The sequence below is a fragment of the Phenylobacterium sp. SCN 70-31 genome (assembly GCF_001724605.1).
Classification (GTDB): Bacteria; Pseudomonadota; Alphaproteobacteria; order Caulobacterales; family Caulobacteraceae; genus Phenylobacterium.
Genome location: NZ_MEEX01000020.1, coordinates 54,994 through 72,271, shown reverse-complemented (window position 1 = coordinate 72,271; position 17,278 = coordinate 54,994). Strand labels below are relative to the sequence as shown.

Sequence of the window (17,278 nt, the reverse complement as noted above, 5' to 3'; positions counted from 1 at the left end):
GTTCCTTCGCGTTCGTTCGCGGTTGAATCCCGCGCCTGCGGCGCGCTCGGGTCTAGCTAGGCCGCGTAGACCTGCGGCCTCAGCGGCAGGACGCGGACCGAGCGGCCGGCGCCGACGCCCTGCGGCAAGGTCGGGCCGTGGGCCTGGAACTCCACGTCGGCCTCGCCGACCCGACAGTCTATGCGCACGTCGGGGCCGCGCTGCGCCACGCCCTTCACCTGGGCCAGCAGGCCCGGCGCATCGGGCGCGCCGAACGACACCTCGTCGGGCCGGAAGAACACTTCGACCGCGCCCTGCGGCGCGCCGGCCGGCGCCTCGGACACCCAGTCGGCTACCTGGAGCCGCCCTTGCGCCACCACGCCCGGCATGCGGCAGGTCTGGCCCAGGAAGTCGAAGACGAAGGGATCTGCCGGGTTCTCGTAGACCTCGTTCGGCGTGCCGAGCTGGACCAGCTCCCCGTCCTTCAGGATCGCCACCCGGTCGGCGAGGTCGAGCGCCTCCTCCTGGTCGTGGGTGACGAAGACGGTGGTGACGCCGGCGCGGTCGTGCAGTTCGCGCAGCCATCGACGCAGCTCGCGGCGGACCTGGGCGTCGAGGGCGCCGAACGGCTCGTCCAGCAGCAGCATCCTGGGCTCGATGGCCAGCGCCCGGGCCAGCGCCACGCGCTGACGCTGACCGCCCGAGAGCTGGGAGGGATAGCGCTTGTCCAGGCCTTCGAGCTGGACGAGCTGGAGCAGGTTGTTCACCCGGTCGGCGATCTCGGACTTCGACGGACGCTCGGCGGCCTTTCGCACCGTGAGGCCGAAGGCGATGTTCTGGGCCACGGTCATGTGGCGGAACAGGGCGTAGTGCTGGAACACCATGCCCACGCGGCGGCGGCGCACGGGCAGCGCCAGGAAGTCCTCGCCGCCGAACCGCACCTCGCCGGAATCCGGCGTCTCCAGACCGGCCAGCACCCGCAGCAGGGTGGTCTTGCCCGAACCCGAGGGGCCGAGGAGCGCCAGGAATTCGCGTTCGCGCGCCTGAAGAGACACGCTCTTCAGCGCCGGGAACCGCCCGAACGCCTTGGAGACGCCTTTGATCTCGAGGGCCGTGGCGGCGCTAGTGTCGTCGGCTGGCCGAAAGTTCACCGGAATGACGCCATTCGAGGAAGGATTTGAGGACGAGGGTGACGAGGCCGAGGCCGGCCAGGACAGAGGCCGCCGCGAAAGCGCCGACGAATTCGTAGTCATTGTAGAGCACCTCGACGTGCAGCGGCAAAGTGGTCGTCTGGCCCCGGATGCTGCCGGAGACGACCGAGACCGCGCCGAACTCGCCCATCGCGCGGGCGTTGCAGAGCAGGACGCCGTAGAGCAGCGCCCAGCGGATATTGGGCAGGGTGACCCGCCGGAAGGTCGTCCAGCCCCCGGCGCCGAGGGTCAGCGCGGCGGCCTCCTCGTCGGCGCCCTGGTCCTGCATCAGCGGGATCAGTTCGCGGGCCACGAAGGGCAGCGTCACCAGCACCGTAGCCAGCACCAGGCCCGAGGTGGCGAAGATGATCTTGACGTTGTGCTCCATGAGCCAGGGGCCGAACCAACCCTGGGCGCCGAACAGCAGCACCCAGACGAGGCCCGAAACCACCGGCGACATCGAGAACGGCAGGTCGATGAAGGTGACAAGCAGGCTCTTTCCCCGGAACTCGAACCGCGCGATGGCCCACGCGGCGGCCACGCCGAACACCGCGTTCAGCGGCACCGAGATCGCGGCGACCAGCAGGGTCAGGCGGATCGCGGCCAGGGAATCGGGATGCGTCAGAGGCTCGAGATAGCGTCCCAGGCCCTGGCTGAGCGCCTGCTGGAACACCACCCCCAGCGGCAGCACGATCAGAAGTCCGAGCACGGCCAGCGCGCCCAGCAGCATCAGGGGCGCGAAGCCCGGCAGGCGGACGGCGGGGTTCATGCGCGGCCCCGCCGGGCCAGGAGAAGCTGGAGGCCGTTCACGGCCAGGAGCGCCCCGAACGAGATGACCAGCATGGCCAGACCCACGGCCGCGGCGCCGGCGTAGTCGTACTGCTCCAGCTTGATGACGATCAGCAGCGGGGCGATCTCGGACTTCAGGGGCATGTTGCCGGCGATGAAGATCACGCTGCCGTACTCGCCGACCGCCCGGGCGAAGGCCAGGCTGAAGCCCGAGATCAGCGCCGGCAGCACGGCCGGCAGGATCACGAGGGCGAACCGCTGGAGGTGCGTGGCGCCCAACGTCTGGGCCGCCTCCTCGACCTCGCGGTCCAGGTCCTGGAGGACGGGCTGCACCGTCCGCACCACGAACGGGAGGCCGATGAACATCAGCGCCAGATAGATCCCGACCGGCGTGTAGGCGACCTGGATCCCGGCGGCGGCCAGGGGCGCGCCCAGGGGACCGGTCGGCGCATAGAGCGCCGTGAGCGCGATACCGGCGACGGCCGTCGGCAGGGCGAAGGGCAGATCGACGATGGCGTCGACGATGCGTCGTCCGGGAAACTCGTAGCGGGTCAGCGTCCAGGCGACGAGCAGGCCGAGGGGCAGGTTCGTCAGGGCGGCCAGGGCCGCGGCGCCGAAGCTGAGTCGCAGCGCGGCCAGGACCCGGGGCTCGGTCAGGGTGGCCCAGACGCCGCCAACGCCGAGCTCCCACGGCCTCAGGATGAGGGCGGTGAGCGGGAGCACGACGATCAGGCCCAGCCAGGTGAGCGTCCAGCCCATGGCGAGCGGGAAGCCCGGCAGGATGCTGGGCTGCTTCCATCGGCGGCGCGACCGGGGCGGCGCGCTCGGCAGGGCGGCGGCGGTCATGGGCCGTCAGCGCCTGTAGATGCGGTCGAACACGCCGCCGTCGCTGAAATGCTCTGCCTGGGCCTTCTTCCAGCCGCCGAACTGTCCATCGATGGTGACGAGCGGCAGGTCGCGGAACTTCGTCCGGTACTTCGCCAGCGCCTGGGCGTTGCGCGGCCGGAAATGGTGCTTGCCGATGAGGTTCTGCGCCAGGGGGCTGTAGAGGAAGTTCAGATACCCCCGCGCCTGCACGCGCGTGCCGTTCCGATCGACGTTGCGGTCGACCAGCGCCACCGCCGGTTCGGCCAGGATGGACAGGCTGGGGTAGACGATGTCGAACTTCGCCCCGAACTCGTCGAGGGCAAGGTAGGCCTCGTTCTCCCACGCCAGCAGGACGTCCCCGATGCCGCGCTCGGCGAAGGTGGTGGTGGATCCGCGCGCGCCGGTGTCCAGGACGGGCACATTGCGGAACAGGCGGGTGAGGTAGGCCTCGGCGGACTGCGGCATCCCGCCTTTCTGGCGCAACGCCCAGGCGTAGGCGGCCAGGTAGTTCCAGCGCGCGCCGCCCGAGGTCTTCGGATTGGGCGTGATCACCTGTACGCCGGGGCGGACCAGATCGGCCCAGTCCCGGACGCCCTTCGGATTGCCCTTCCGCACCAGGAATACGATCGTCGAGGTGTAGGGCGCCGAGTTGTCGGGCAGGCGCGACTGCCAATTCCCGGGCAGCAGCTTCGCGCGCGCGGCGATCTCGTCGATGTCGTAGGCCAGGGCCAGGGTGACGACGTCCGCCGCCAGCCCGTCGATCACCGCCCGCGCCTGCCGACCCGAGCCCCCATGACTCTGATTGATCGTCAGCGTCTGGCCCGTGCGCCGCTTCCAATAGTCGACGTAAGCGGAGTTGACGTCCTTGTAGAGTTCGCGCGTGGGGTCGTAGCTGACGTTCAGCAGCGACACCGCCCTGCCCCGCTGTGCGAGAGCGGGAACGGGCGCGGCCGCCCCGGCGGCCAGAGCGCCGGTCATGAGCCAGCGGCGACTCCGGGGTGGATCGATCGACATGACGACGGCTCCCGCAGGTTCCGGAGAACATACCAGACAGGCCGCGCGGCCCAGACAGGCAACGCGGCGGGCGCGCCCCCGATCCGCGCGGGAGTGATAGATCATATTATTCCGATAAAATAACAGGGATTAAGCTGCAAGCGCGCGCAGATTTTCTGGCTCCGCATCCCCGCGGGCCCGCTTCCGGGAGGTGACGACGAGGAAGACGCCCGCACGGGGCACAGGCGCCTTCCACGTCCGACACCCGCCTCAGAACGCGGCCTTCAGAGTAAGGCCGTAAGTCCTCGGGTCGCCCGGCTGGCCGGCGATCAGGCCCGTGTTGCTGGGCCCTACGGCGAGCTGCTCGAAGTACTTCTCGTCGAAGGCGTTGCGCACCCAGCCGAAGACGTTGATCCCCTCCGGCGTGCGGAAACCGACCCGGAAGCTGGAGAGCGAATAGCCATCCACCCAGGTGTAGATCGACGGCGAGGCGTTGGACGAGAAGTTCGACCGGTAGCTGCCGTCGTAGCCCAGGTAGACCTCCCCTTCCCGCCCGAGGAATGTGCTCGGGAAGTTGGCTTCCGCGCCGAACGAGAAGCTCCACTTGGACACGCCCGGCAGGCGTTGTCCCGAGATGTCGCAGTTGGCGGGGCTGAGGCCTCCGGGCGTGCCGGGCGCGCTCGGCGTCTGGCCCGCGGCCACCGTCGTTCCGCCCGAAAGCTCCGGCGGGCACGGCGCATCGACGAACTTGCGGTAGGTGGCGTCGACGTAGGCGCCGTTCACATAGGCCGTGAACCGCTCGCTGGGCTGGACCGAGAAGTCGAACTCGAAGCCCTGGCTGCGAACCTTGCCGGCGTTGGCCAGATAGCCGCGCAGCACGCCGAGCTGACCGTTGGTCACCGTCGCCTGGTAGTCCTTGATGTCGGTGCGGTAGGCCGCGAGGTTGAGGGTGGCGCGCCGGTCCCAGAACTGGGTCTTCAGCCCGGCCTCGAAGTGGTCGACGTCCTCGGGCTTGATCGAGCCGGCCGCCAGGATGGGATTGCCCGCAGTATCGGTGGGCAGACCGTTCTGGTTGATGCCGCCGGTCTTGAAGGTCTTGGCGTAGGTCGCATAGCCCCGGATCTCTCGCGCGAACGCATAGCTGGCCGTCAGGTCGTAGCTGAAGTTCCAGTCGCTGAATTCGGGGGCGCTCACCTGCGGCGCGAAGACCCCGCGCTGCGCGACCTTGCGCGCATCGGTCTGACTGAACAGCACCGGAAGGCCCTGGCCGTCGAAGACGAGACGTTCGTAGTAGCCCTCCTTCTTGTCGTAGTTGAGCCGCACCCCCGGCTGGATGGTGAAGCGGTCGTTGACCTTCCAGCTCGCCTGTCCGAACAGCGCGAAGCTGGTGTTCTTCAGGAACTGGGTGTTGCGCGCCACCAGGCCGTCGAGGACGGTGGGATCGTTGGCCAGCGCGCTGGTCGGATTGATGTTCCAGCGGCTGGATGCGGGCCCGTGCTGTTCGGTTCCCTGGGTGTCGATCCGCTGCTTGAAGGCGAACGCCCCGACGACGACGTCCAGGCGCTCGCTGCCGTAGTTGTAGCGCAACTCCTGGGAATACTGATCCTGCTGGGACGGGTTCTGCGACTTCGTGACGATCGGCAGTCCGAGGAAGTCGCGGTCGTTCTCCGGCTTCCAGTCCCAGTAGCGCCAGGCGGTGACCGACGTCAGGGTTCCCGGACCGAGGTTCCACACCACCCGCACCGAGGCGCCGCCGATCTCGTTGCCGGCGTTCAGGTTGGCGTCCACATCGGTCAGCCGGTCGAACGGGTTGGTGCTGACGACGGTGTAGCCCTGGGCGGCGGCCAGGGCGGCGTACTGCCGGTTCAGCGGGCGCTGGGTGGCGCCGGTGCGGACGAAGATCTGGGCGCAGCACTCGGCGTCCTGCTTGTTGTAGTCGGCCGCCAGCGTGATCGCGAGGTCGTCGTTGGGCCGATAGAGGACCTGGCCTCGGAGGCCCAGGTTGTCCTGGCCGTTGGCCCACTGGCGACTGGTGATGTTGTAGATCGTACCCCGCCGCGTGGTGGTGGAGACGGCGAACCGCGCCGCGAGGGTGTCGCTCAGAGGACCGGAGACGGCCGCCTTGGCCTGCTTGAAGTCGAGGTTGCCGAACGACACTTCGGCCTTGGCCTCGAAGTCGAAGGTCGGCTGGTTGGTGGTGATGTTGACGGCGCCGGCCGTGGTGTTCTTGCCGTAGAGCGTGCCTTGCGGTCCCCGAAGCACCTCGATCCGCGAGACGTCGAGGAAGTCCAGCGTCGCACTGGCCACGCGGGCGTAATAGACGTCGTCCACATAGAAGCCGACGCCCTGCTCGAAGCCGTCGCTGGTCAGGCCGAACGGCACGCCCAGGCCGCGGATGTTCACCGCCGTGTTGCGCGGGTTGGACGAATAGTACTGGAGCGTCGGGGCGAGCTGCTGGAGGCGGCCGACGTTGAAGGCGCCCGTCGCATCGACCTTGTCGCCGGCCACCACCGACACCGCCAGCGGGACGTCCTGCACGGTCTCCTCGCGACGGCGCGCCGTGACCGTGATCTCCCCGACCGTCGTGGAGTCCGCGGCCTCGGCCACCGCGGCGACCACGGCGGCGTGGTTCTCCGCGGCGGGCGCCGCCGTCTGGGTCAGGGCCGTCGTCTGGGCCAGGGCAGTCGTCTGGGCCAGGGCGGCCGGCGCGGCGCTGCACAGCAAAGCCGAAAGGACGGCGGCCGGACGGGCGCGTCGAAGCGCAAGCGAAGTCATGCGGGATCCCCCTCGTTTTCAGAGGGGGACCTTTAGACCTCTTATTCCTATGGAATCAGTCTGAATAAGCTGGAAGCCGACGCAGTTTTCCTAAACCCCTACTCGGCGGCGAGCAGCGCCCGACCGGCGGTGAACGAAGTCTTGAGCGCCAGTTCGGCCTTGGCCTCCTCGTATTCGGCGGCGAGACGGGCGACGTATTCGGCCGTCGTCGGGGCTTCCTTCAGCGCTCCGATCCCCTGGCCACAGCCCCAGATGTCACGCCAGGCCTTGGCCTTCTGGTTGCCGCCCGAGCCGAAGTTCATCTTCGAGGGATCGGAATGCGGCAGGTCGTCGGGATCCAGGCCCGCCGCCACGATCGAGGGCCGCAGGTAGTTGCCGTGAACGCCCGTGAAGAGGTTCGTGTAGACGATGTCGTCGCCGGACGAGTCCACGATCATCTGCTTGTAGCCCGGGTCGGCGTTGGCCTCCTGGGTCGCGATGAACGCCGAGCCGATGTAGGCGAGGTCGGCGCCCATGGCCTGGGCGCCCAGGATCGCACGTCCGTTCGCGATCGAGCCCGACAGCGCCACCGGGCCATCGAACCACTCGCGGATCTCCTGGACCAGCGCGAACGGCGACAGCACCCCGGCATGCCCGCCGGCCCCGGCCGCCACGGTGATCAGGCCATCGGCCCCCTTCTCCACCGCCTTGCGGCCGAAGGTGGAGTTGATGACGTCGTGCAGCACCACGCCGCCCGAGGCGTGGACCGCCTTGTTCACGTCCTCGCGCGCGCCCAGCGAGGTGATGACCACCGGCGCCTTCCACTTGCAGGAGACTTCCAGGTCGTGCTCCAGCCGGTCGTTCGTCTTGTGGACGATGTGGTTGACCGCATAGGGGGCCGACGGCGTGTCGGGATGATCGCGGTCCCATTCCGCCAGTTCCTCGGTGATCCGGTGCAGCCACTCGTCCAGCAGCGAGGCCGGACGCGCGTTCAGCGCCGGAAACGACCCCACGATTCCCGCCTTGCACTGCGCGATCACCAGGTCCGGAACCGAGATGATGAACAGCGGCGAGCCGATCACCGGCAGGCGGAGACGATCACGCAGAACGGGCGGCAGAGCCATGGAGCGCATCCTCGAAAAAGGGGGAAGGAGTGTTCTATTTACGTTGTACGCAGACGATTGCGAGCGTCAAGCCGGTCTTGCCGGATCGTGACACCCTGGCGCGACGGAAGGCGATATCGTCACCAGCCGTTGCGAAATCACCCGCAAGTTGTTCTCTTCACGCAAAGGATGTGCTTTGGGGCTGTGATGGCGCAGGTCAGGGTCTTCTTCGCGACGAACAGGAACTACCAGGCCGGCAACAAGCTCCAGGCCTTCGGGCCGCGGTTCAATCCGGACGGGGTCGCCGCGCTGCGATTCGGCTATGCCGATTTCGAGGCCGGCGCCGGGGGGCCGAAGCTGACCGGGGTCACCGTCTACGCCGAACGCAAGACGGCGACGGGAATCAAGGGCGGGTCCGAGCGCTTCCTGGAGGATCTGCGCCGGCTGATGAGCGGCGAGAAGTCGGACACCCTCGTCTTCATCCACGGCTTCAACGTCAGCTTCACCGGCGCGCTGGAGGCCGGCGCACGGCTGGCGCAGGACGTCCGCGTCAACGGCGCCCCCGTGAACATCGTGGTCTTCAGCTGGCCGTCGGACGGCCAGGCGGTGCCGCTGATGTCGTACTACAGCGACCGGGAGGACGCCCGCGCGTCGGGGCCGGCGCTGGCCCGGACCTATCTGAAACTGTGCGACTACCTGGAGGAGCTGAACCAGCAGGCCTATTGCGAGCGGCGACTGCACCTGCTGGCGCACAGCATGGGCTGCTACGTCCTGCGCCAGGGGCTCCAGGCGGCGCTGGCCAAGGATCCGAAGGCGCTCACCCGCGTCTTCCACGAGATCATGCTGGCCGCGCCCGACGAGGACGACGACGCCTTCGAAACCGACACCAAGCTGCGGCTGCTGCCACGGCTGGGGCGGCAGGTGACGGTCTATTTCAACCCCGACGACCGGGCCCTGCTGGTTTCCGACAAGACCAAGTCCAACCCCGACCGCCTGGGCTCGGACGGCCCGCGCCTGATCGACCTGATCCCGAAGAAGATCGTGCTGGTGGACTGCCGGCACGTGGGCGGGCGCGGCGACCCGCTGGCGCGGCACAGCTACTATGTCCGCAGCCCGGCGATGGCGGCCGACATCGGCGCGGTGCTGAACGGGGCGGAGCCCGACGCCATCGGCAACCGCGAGTATGTGACCACCAAGCGCTTCTGGCGGCTGATCCAGGAGCTGTAGCGGCCCCTACTCTCCCCTTGCGTGAACTTGACGCCCGCGGGCGTGGAAGCGCATCTCGCCGCATGGCCGACATCGCCCGTCTCGACCCTGGAATCACGCCTGCCGGCGAGGACGCCTGGCGCGCCCTGGTGGCCAAGACGCTGGGCGACAAGCCGTTCGAGAGCCTGACCAAGGCCACCGTCGAAGGTCTCCCCATCGCGCCGCTGTACGCCGCCGCGCCCGCGCCCGCCGGCTTCCCCGTCCGCCCCTACGACGCCGAGCGGCCCTGGGACCTACGGACGCTTTCCGCCCACCCGGACCCGGCGCGCGTGAACGCCGAACTGCTGGCCGACCTCGAAGGCGGCGCCGCTTCGGTGATCGTGTCCGGACACGCGACCCCCGAGGCCCTGAGCCGCGCGCTGAAGGATGTGGTGGTCGAGCTCGCGCCGGTGGGCCTGGACGCCGGGTTCCTGGGCGCCAAGGCGGCCGACGCGCTGCACGCCGTCGCCAAGTCGTCGCCCGGCGCGAAGCTGAACCTGCATATGGACCCGCTGAGCGCCTTCGCCGCGGCGGGCGCCAGCCCCGGCCCCATCGAGAGCCATCTGGTCAGCGCCGCCACCGTGGGCGTGCGCCTCGCCCAGACCTATCCCCACGCCCAGCTCTTCCTGGCCTCGGGCCGGATCGCGCACGAGGCCGGCGGCGGCGAGGCGCTGGAGGTGGCGTTCGCGGGCTCGGCGGCCATCGCCTACGCCAAGGCCCTGGTCCGTGCGGGCCTGCCCGTGGGCGAGGCGTTCGGCCGGATCACCCTGGGCCTCGCCGCCGACGCCGACTACTTCGTGAGCCTCGCCAAGATGCGCGCCGCGCGGCAGGTGTTCGCACGCATCGCGACCGCCAGCGGGGCCGGCGCCACCGCGCGGATCGAGGCCCGCTCGTCGCGGCGGATGCTCACGGCCAAGGACCCCTGGACCAACATGATCCGCCTGACCGCCGCCGGCTTCGCCGCCGCGGCCGGAGGCGCCGACGCGGTGATCCTGGGCGCCTTCACCGACGCGCTGGGCCTGCCGACCGCCTTCGCACGACGCCAGAGCCGCAACGCCCAGCTCGTGCTGATGGAGGAAGGCGAGATCGGACGCGTGGCCGATCCCGCAGCCGGATCGGGCTATGTCGAGGCCCTGACCGACCAGATCGCCCGGGCGGCGTGGGCGAAACTCCAGGCCATCGAGGCCGCGGGCGGCCTGATCGCGGCGCTGGAAGCCGGCCTGATCGCCCGCGAGGTCGAGGCCGCGAACGCGGCGCGCGGCGCGCCCAAGATCCTGGGCGTCACCGCCTTCCCGCCCACCGAGGAGGCGCCGGTGGACGTCGATCCGGCGGCGCCGGCGACGCCGGACCCCGCCGACGCCCGCCTCCCCGGCCCCGACGGCCGGTGCGCGGCGCTGACGCCCGTGCGGCTGTCGGAAGCCTACGAGGCGGCGGGCGCATGATGCGCGGCTTCACTTTCAAGACCGCGGGCAAGACCGCGGGAGGGACTTCGAGATGAGCTTCCCCGACTTCTCGACCCTGCCGTTCGACGGCGATGTGGGCGTCTTCTCCCGGCCCTCGGGCGCGCCGTGGGCCACGCCCGAGGGCGTGGACGTCAAGCCGGCCTACGGACCCGACGACGCCGCGGCGTTCACGGCGCTGGGCGGCTACCCGGGACTGGCGCCGTTCGTGCGCGGCCCCTACCCCACCATGTACGCCACCAACCCGTGGACCATCCGCCAGTACGCGGGCTTCTCCACGGCCGAGGATTCCAACGCGTTCTACCGCCGCAACCTGGCGGCGGGTCAGATGGGCCTGTCCATCGCCTTCGATCTGGCCACCCACCGCGGGTACGACTCCGACCACCCGCGCGTGCCCGGCGACGTGGGCATGGCCGGCGTGGCCATCGACTCCATCCTCGACATGCGCACGCTGTTCGACGGCATCCCGCTCGACAAGATGAGCGTGTCGATGACGATGAACGGCGCCGTTCTGCCGGTGCTCGCGCTCTACATCGTGGCGGCCGAGGAACAGGGCGTGCCGCACGAGAAGCTGACCGGCACGATCCAGAACGACATCCTGAAGGAGTTCCTGGTCCGGAACACCTATATCTATCCGCCCGGCCCCTCGATGCGGATCATCGCCGACATCTTCGCCTACACCGCGAAGGAGATGCCGCGCTTCAACTCGATCTCGATCAGCGGCTACCACATGCAGGAAGCCGGGGCGACGCTGGACCTCGAGCTGGCCTACACCCTGGCCGACGGGATCGAGTACGTCCGCGCGGGCGTCGCCGCCGGCATGACGGTGGACAAGTTCGCGCCGCGCCTGTCGTTCTTCTGGTGCGCCGGCATGAACATGTTCATGGAGGTCGCCAAGCAACGGGCCGGCCGCCTGCTCTGGGCGAAGCTGATGAAGGAAACCTTCGACCCGCAGGACTCCCGCTCGCTCGCCCTGCGCGCCCACACCCAGACAAGCGGCTGGAGCCTGGCGGCCCAGGACGTGTTCAACAACGTGCCGCGCACGGCCATCGAGGCCATGGGCGCCACGGGCGGCCAGACCCAGAGCCTGCACACGAACTCGCTGGACGAAGCCCTGGCCCTGCCGACGGATTTCTCGGCGCGCATCGCCCGCAACACCCAGTTGTTCATCCAGATGGAAAGCGGCCAGACCCGCGTGGTCGATCCCTGGGGGGGCAGCTACTACGTCGAGCGCCTGACCGCCGACCTGGCCGAACGCGCGCTGGACCACATCGCCGAGGTCGAGGCCCTGGGCGGCATGACCAAGGCCATCGAGGCCGGCCTTCCCAAGCGCCGCATCGAAGAGGCGGCGGCCCGCACCCAGGCACGGATCGATTCCGGCAAGCAGTCGGTGGTGGGGGTGAACCGCTATCGCCCGGACGTGGAGGACGACATTCCGGTCCTCAAGGTGGACAACACCGCCGTCCGCAACGCCCAGATCGCCAAGCTGAACCGACTGAAGGCCGAGCGCGATCCCGACGCCCTCGCCGCGGCGCTGGACGCGCTGACCGCCGGGGCCGCCGGCAAGGCCAACCTGCTGGAGCTGTGCGTGGCCGCCGCGCGCGCCAAGGCGACCGTGGGCGAAATGTCGTACGCGATGGAGAAGGTGTTCGGCCGCCACAAGGCCAACGCCGACGCTGTGAAGGGCGTCTATCTGCGCGAGGCCGGCGCGACGCCCGCGGGCGAGCGCGCGAAGGCGATGGCCGAAGCCTTCGTCCAGGCCGACGGCCGGAAGCCGCGGATCATGGTGGCCAAGATGGGCCAGGACGGCCACGACCGGGGCCAGAAGGTGATCGCCTCGGGCTTCGCCGACCTGGGCTTCGACGTCGAGATCGGCGACCTGTTCCAGACGCCGGCCGAAGCCGCCGCCGAGGCGGTGGAAAAGGGCGTGAACGCCGTGGGCGCCAGCTCGCTGGCCGCCGGCCACCTGACCCTGGTGCCCGAACTGAAGTCGGAACTGGCCAAGCTGGGCCGGCCCGACATCCTGGTGTTCGTGGGCGGCGTGATTCCGCCCGAGGACTTCAAGGCTCTGGAAGACATGGGCGTCGCCGCCATCTTCCCGCCCGGCACCGTCGTCCCCGAGGCGGCCATCACCGTGCTGGACCGCCTGAACGAACAGCTCGGCTACGCGCAGGAACAGGCGGGGCGTTAGGTCGCCGGCGCGCGGCCAAGCCGATCACCCCCTCCATCGATCATGCGGAAGAACCGCATGCGGAGAATTCCGCGCGCGTCGGGGCTTTCGCGGCCTGAAACCGCCCTCGCCCGCCAAAGTGGCGACCAGGGCCGGAGGCCAGAGCGCACGAAAAAGGGCGTCCGCCGAAAGCTGAGCCCAACTCGTCGCGGTCAGGTCGGCTGGCGCAGGCTGCGCACGAACTCGACCAGCGCAGAGCGTGAGACCCCTCGCGGCAGGCCCGCATAGGCCTTCAGCAGTTCGAGCGCCCCGGGTTCGGCCAGAAGCGCGGCGACCTCGTCCACGGCGCCGCTGGACGGCGAAGTCTCTCCGAACATCTCCGCGACCGGAACGCCCAGGGTCTTTGCGATGCGTTGCAGCATCGACGCCGACACGCGGTTGGCCCCGCGTTCGTACTTCTGGATCTGCTGGAAGGTCACGCCGGCGGCTTCCGCCAGGGCTTGCTGCGACAAGCCCCGAACCTTTCGCAACAGCCTGATCCGCGCGCCGACCGCCACGTCGATCGGGTCCGCGGCGGCTTCTGGTTTGCTGGCCATGAGTAGTCTTGGATCTCCTTGGGGCGGATCTGCTCTATCGCGTCTGGCTCGCCGGGTCATCGGCTGGCGGAACAACGTTCTCCGCTCGCGTAGGCACATCCGAGATGACGTAACAAGCCTCAGCAATGGCAATACCCAAGGCCCTCCGAAGTGGACCAAACGCCGGCGCGTCCTGCTCGAGCTGGATCAATTCTTCCTCGTACGGAGCAAGAAGTTCGACGAGGTTTTGGGCCAGACGCTTGCCATGCTCTGAGTCTTGAATCATTCGCCCCCCCATAAATTCGAAACTCGACCATCGAAAACGGGAAAGCAAGCAACCCTGGCGGGCGCTTTCCAGAACGGCGATCATCCGGCGCACCCCGCCGGGAACTCACGGTGCGTCAGGGGGTTAGTCGACTCCGGCGGAACCCCGCGCCCCCAGACACAGCCACCTGGAGACAGTCGAGGCCGTTCGCCTCGTACCAATGCTCTTCGAGGCCTGCAAACCGCAAATTCTGACCGAAATGCCGCCAAAAGCGCGACTGCGCCGAGCGTTTCGATCGCGCCGGCGTCCGATCGGCGCGCGAGACGGCGCCGGGAGGTCTCAGCCTGTCGCCCGAGGCGCGGGGGAAACGGGCGCCACGGGGATGAGCAACGGCGGCGAAGCCGCGGTCGAGCGAGATGTAACCCCCATTTTGGGTGACATCGTCGAATCTGAAGACGTTCGACGCCCCCGAAGCGTCGGCCGCGGGGTCCGGAGGCGGCGCGGAGCGCAACCAGACCGGGCGCGAGGCTTCCTTCCGGGCCGGATGAACACCGTTGGGCAAGGAACCGTCCGGGGCGTGGAAGCATGAAAAAAAGGCCGCGCCCGGAGGCGCGGCCAGTTCATTAGGGAGGAAACGCCCAAAAGGGCAGGACCTTTCTGCGCCTTTGCTGCAATGCACGCAAGCCCCAATTTCACCTCAACATGAAATGTCGCCCGCAGGCCGCGCTCGGCGCGGCGGGAAAGGTGACCGAGGCGACGCCCGCCCCCAGACGGACAGCCATCGGAATTCACATTCATATATTTGTTTTATTTGATAAAATATACGGTCTCGACTTTCTCGGCAGGTGCGCGTCCCTGCGATCCGCGAGATCGTCCCGGGCAGTCGGACAACGGGGTGCGACCGGATGTTGCACCGCCAAATCGGCGGGCCGTCCGCGCCTCAACGGCCGCGTCGGACCAGTTCCTCCAGGCCCGCCGCGCACCAGACGTAGAGTCGTTCGCGGATGGCCTCCATGTCGGTGGAGCGACATAGCCCGTTCGAAAGCTGATCGATGCGACCGGTCTCGGACAACGTGAGCATCATCGCCCCGGTCAGGAACTGATACGCCCAGTAGAGGTCCTGCCGCTCGGCCCGCGGCAGGGCCAGCGCCAGGGTGTCGATGAGCTTGTGGACGACCGGATCGAAGAAGCGGTGCATGGTCTCGCCCCCCCAGGCCGGCGTGTTGTTCACCAGGGCGACGAGCCGAAAGTAGTTCCGCCAGCCCTCGTCGTTCGTGAGGGCGCGCTGGATGAGCGGATCGATGAACGCCTCGATGATCCCCTCCGCCGAGAGACGCCCGGCCTGAGATTCGGCGTAGGCGCGAAGGGCGTCGAGGCGTGCGGCGTTGAGGATCTCGGCCCGGCGGGCGAACACGCTCTCGAACAGCTCCCGCTTGGCGCCGAAGTAGTAGTGGATCAGCGCCGTATCGACGCCGGCTTCGGCGGCCACCTGCCTGACCGTCACGCCATAGAAGCCGTGCCGCGAGAACAGCGCCTCGGCCGCATCCAGGATGGACTCGCGCAGATCCGGCCCCTCCCCCTTGCGCCGCCGCCCCCGAACGCCTCCTGCCTGCCCGACCGTGCGCGCCATGACCTCCCCGCCGGTTACCGCCGCACCAGCTAGCATCATTCGCCGTCAAAGGCAGGCGGCGCAGGCGAGGACGCCTCGGCGCCGCGTCAGGCGCCGAATATCCAGTCGCCCGTCAGGCCGCTCATCGAAATGCCGACGAGGATCATCCGCGCGCCCCCGACGAGGCTGATCACGGTATCGGCGCCGTCCTGGCTCACGGTGTACTGGCTCCCCGGCGCGAGCATGACCCTGTCGCCCTCGGCGAGGTTGAAGTCGACGACGCGCTCGATCCCCGCCTCGGCGAAGATGTGGAAGATGTCGGCGCCGGCGCCGCCCGCCACCGTGTCGTCGCCGCGGTCGCCCGAAATGAAGTCGTTCCCGGCGCCGCCTGTCAGGGTGTCGTTCCCCTGCCCGCCGCGGAGCACGTCGTTCCCGGGTCCGCCGTCGAGCGTGTCGTCGCCCAGGTTGCCATAGACGAGGTCGTCGCCCTCGTCGCCGAACAGGCGGTCCTGGTCCTTGCCGCCCACGACCCAGTCGTCGCCCGGCCCGCCCGACGCGGTGTCGTCTCCCATGTTGCCGTTGATGTCGTCGAAGCCGGCGCCGCCCATCAGGCTGTCGTTACCTTCGTCGCCACGCAGATAGTTCGCGCCGTCGCCGCCGATCACAGTGTCGTTGCCGCCACCGCCGAACAGGCGATTGTCGCCTGCATCGCCGCGAAGACGGTCGGCATAGGGAGAGCCGACGAGGTTCTCGACCTCCGCCATCGTCTCGGAAGCCCCGTCCACCACGCGCGGCTGGTTGATCGTGACGTCGACCGGCCCGCGATCGGCGGAGTAATCGACGGTGTCGACGCCGGGACCTCCCCAGATATCATCTGCGCCGGCGCCGGGGATCAGCCAGTCGTCGCCCGAACCGCCGGCCAGTACATCGGCCCCATCTCCGCCGGACAGCGTGTCCGACCCCGCCCCGCCATACAGTTCGTCGGCCTCGGCGCCCCCGACGATGGAGTCGGCGCCCTGGCCGCCGGACAGATAGTCCGGCAGATGACCACCCTGAATCGTGTCGTCGCCCGGGCCCCCGAAGATCGCGATGAGTTCGATACTGGTGTAGACGCCCCCCGCAGCGGTCAGACTGGCGTAGCTCAGCGAAGCCGGCGCGGTCGTCGAATGGACGAACCAGAGTTCATCGTCACCCGCGCCGCCATCCACGGTGTCGGCGCCCGAACTGGTCACCAGGGTGTCGGCGCCATTGCCGCCGAACAGCCGGTTCGCCCCAGCCCCGGCGCTGAGGTAGTCGTCGCCATCCTCTCCGCGCAGCGTGTCGGCGCCGTTCATCCCCCAAAGCTCATCGTCACCGGCGCCGCCGAACAGCTCGTCGTCGCCGTTGTCGCCGTCGAGGATGTCGTCGCCGGCGCCGCCAAGGACGGTGTCGGCCCCGTCCCCCCCGGACACGGTGTCGTTGCCGGGACCGCCATCCACGGAGTCCGCACCGCCGCGGGCCATGATGTAGTCGTCGCCGGCGCCGCCCTGAATGCGGTCGGCGACGGCGACGCCGGCGAGCCGGTCGTTGGCGTCACCCCCGGCTTGGGTCAGCACCTTGTTCACCGGGTCCCACGACCAGGATGCGGCCTGGCTGCCGTCCGACCACGGCGGACCGTAGAGAAACTGGATGGCCTCGCGGTCCAGCGGTCCAATTCCGGTGACCTCGGAGGCGCCTGCCGTATAGCTCATGACCGTCTGGTCCGTGCTGTCGACAGAGCGGTCCAGCGTGATCGGCCCCTCGAACGGATGATCCAGGCCCAGAGCGTGGCCGATCTCGTGCAACAGGGTCTCGAAATCGGCGAAGCCGTAATCGAAGAACATGTCGCCGCCCCAGTCGTCCTCCCAGGCGCCGTCCGCGAAATCAAAGACCTGCGGGAAGTAGGCGAAGGCGGCGAAGTCGGTCAGCTGGGGTGGCGCGAGCGTGAAATCGTAGGACCCGAAACGAAGATCGCCCTGTCCGGGACCGACTTCAAAGAAGGTGACGCCGCTGGCGTCGGCCCAAATGGCGAGCGCGCGCCGCGCAAGCTCCTGCTCGCTCTCCGAGAAAGCCCGGAAGCTCGCCAGGAAGGCCGACGGCAGGCGGCCGCCTGCGGACGTGGCCGCGACCTGATCGAACGAGAATGTCAGGAAAACGGGCCGTCCAGCCACCTGAACGCCGTTCCAGGTGTACTGCGACAGCAGCGCTTCGAAAGTCGTGACAACCGGCACGGACGGTCCCCCTACGCAGGAATCGCCGGT

The 17,278-nt window shown here is 68.9% G+C and carries 13 protein-coding genes; 3 read left to right on the top strand and 10 right to left on the bottom strand.

Going from position 1 to position 17,278, the window contains the following annotated elements; genetic code table 11:
• Positions 1-56 precede the first annotated feature (56 nt).
• From ABS78_RS15345 to ABS78_RS15320, 6 genes are all read right to left on the bottom strand, one after another.
• Positions 57-1,130, bottom strand: a complete 1,074-nt coding sequence (locus ABS78_RS15345) for a sulfate/molybdate ABC transporter ATP-binding protein (protein WP_293381051.1) — start codon at positions 1,128-1,130, stop codon at positions 57-59.
• A complete protein-coding gene (cysW, locus tag ABS78_RS15340; protein WP_363083366.1) occupies positions 1,102-1,899 on the bottom strand; it encodes a sulfate ABC transporter permease subunit CysW in 798 nt (265 codons plus the stop codon). Before cysW ends, ABS78_RS15345 begins: the two co-directional genes overlap by 29 nt.
• A 35-nt stretch (positions 1,900-1,934) precedes the next feature.
• The gene (gene cysT / locus ABS78_RS15335) at positions 1,935-2,804 is read right to left on the bottom strand and encodes a sulfate ABC transporter permease subunit CysT (RefSeq protein WP_293381046.1); all 870 of its coding nucleotides are present in this window, start codon (positions 2,802-2,804) and stop codon (positions 1,935-1,937) included.
• A gap of 6 nt (positions 2,805-2,810) precedes the next feature.
• Positions 2,811-3,839: a sulfate ABC transporter substrate-binding protein gene (locus ABS78_RS15330; RefSeq protein WP_293381044.1), complete on the bottom strand. Its 1,029-nt coding sequence runs from the start codon at positions 3,837-3,839 to the stop codon at positions 2,811-2,813.
• 249 nt (positions 3,840-4,088) lie between these two features.
• Entirely contained in the window at positions 4,089-6,593 is a 2,505-nt protein-coding gene (locus tag ABS78_RS15325; protein WP_293381041.1) for a TonB-dependent receptor, read from the bottom strand.
• A 98-nt stretch (positions 6,594-6,691) separates the two neighbouring features.
• Positions 6,692-7,696: a nitronate monooxygenase family protein gene (locus ABS78_RS15320; protein ID WP_293381038.1), complete on the bottom strand. Its 1,005-nt coding sequence runs from the start codon at positions 7,694-7,696 to the stop codon at positions 6,692-6,694.
• Between the two features lie 186 nt (positions 7,697-7,882).
• Here ABS78_RS15320 and ABS78_RS15315 point away from each other — a divergent pair, with 186 nt between their 5' ends.
• From ABS78_RS15315 to scpA, 3 genes are all read left to right on the top strand, one after another.
• Positions 7,883-8,902: an alpha/beta fold hydrolase gene (locus ABS78_RS15315; RefSeq protein ID WP_293381035.1), complete on the top strand. Its 1,020-nt coding sequence runs from the start codon at positions 7,883-7,885 to the stop codon at positions 8,900-8,902.
• A 62-nt stretch (positions 8,903-8,964) separates the two neighbouring features.
• Positions 8,965-10,362 (top strand): methylmalonyl-CoA mutase family protein, encoded by a 1,398-nt coding sequence (locus tag ABS78_RS15310; RefSeq protein WP_293381033.1) that lies wholly within the window; start codon positions 8,965-8,967, stop codon positions 10,360-10,362.
• Between the two features lie 52 nt (positions 10,363-10,414).
• A complete protein-coding gene (gene scpA, locus ABS78_RS15305) occupies positions 10,415-12,571 on the top strand; it encodes a methylmalonyl-CoA mutase (protein ID WP_293381030.1) in 2,157 nt (718 codons plus the stop codon).
• A gap of 191 nt (positions 12,572-12,762) precedes the next feature.
• On the opposite strand, the gene ABS78_RS15300 is transcribed toward scpA, so the two are convergent.
• The 4 genes from ABS78_RS15300 to ABS78_RS15285 all read right to left on the bottom strand — a co-directional run bounded on the left by ABS78_RS15300 (position 12,763) and on the right by ABS78_RS15285 (position 17,248).
• Positions 12,763-13,146, bottom strand: a complete 384-nt coding sequence (locus ABS78_RS15300) for a helix-turn-helix transcriptional regulator (RefSeq protein ID WP_293381027.1) — start codon at positions 13,144-13,146, stop codon at positions 12,763-12,765.
• A gap of 34 nt (positions 13,147-13,180) precedes the next feature.
• Positions 13,181-13,495 carry a hypothetical protein gene (locus ABS78_RS15295; protein ID WP_293381024.1) on the bottom strand — a complete coding sequence of 105 codons (315 nt, stop codon included), beginning with the start codon at positions 13,493-13,495 and terminating at the stop codon, positions 13,181-13,183.
• Between the two features lie 835 nt (positions 13,496-14,330).
• On the bottom strand, positions 14,331-15,020 hold the full coding sequence (locus ABS78_RS15290; protein WP_293381021.1) for a TetR/AcrR family transcriptional regulator: 690 nt from the start codon (positions 15,018-15,020) through the stop codon (positions 14,331-14,333).
• Positions 15,021-15,106: 86 nt separating this feature from the next.
• Positions 15,107-17,248, bottom strand: coding sequence for a matrixin family metalloprotease (locus ABS78_RS15285; RefSeq protein WP_293381018.1), 2,142 nt, complete (start codon positions 17,246-17,248; stop codon positions 15,107-15,109).
• Between the last annotated feature and the right edge of the window lie 30 nt (positions 17,249-17,278).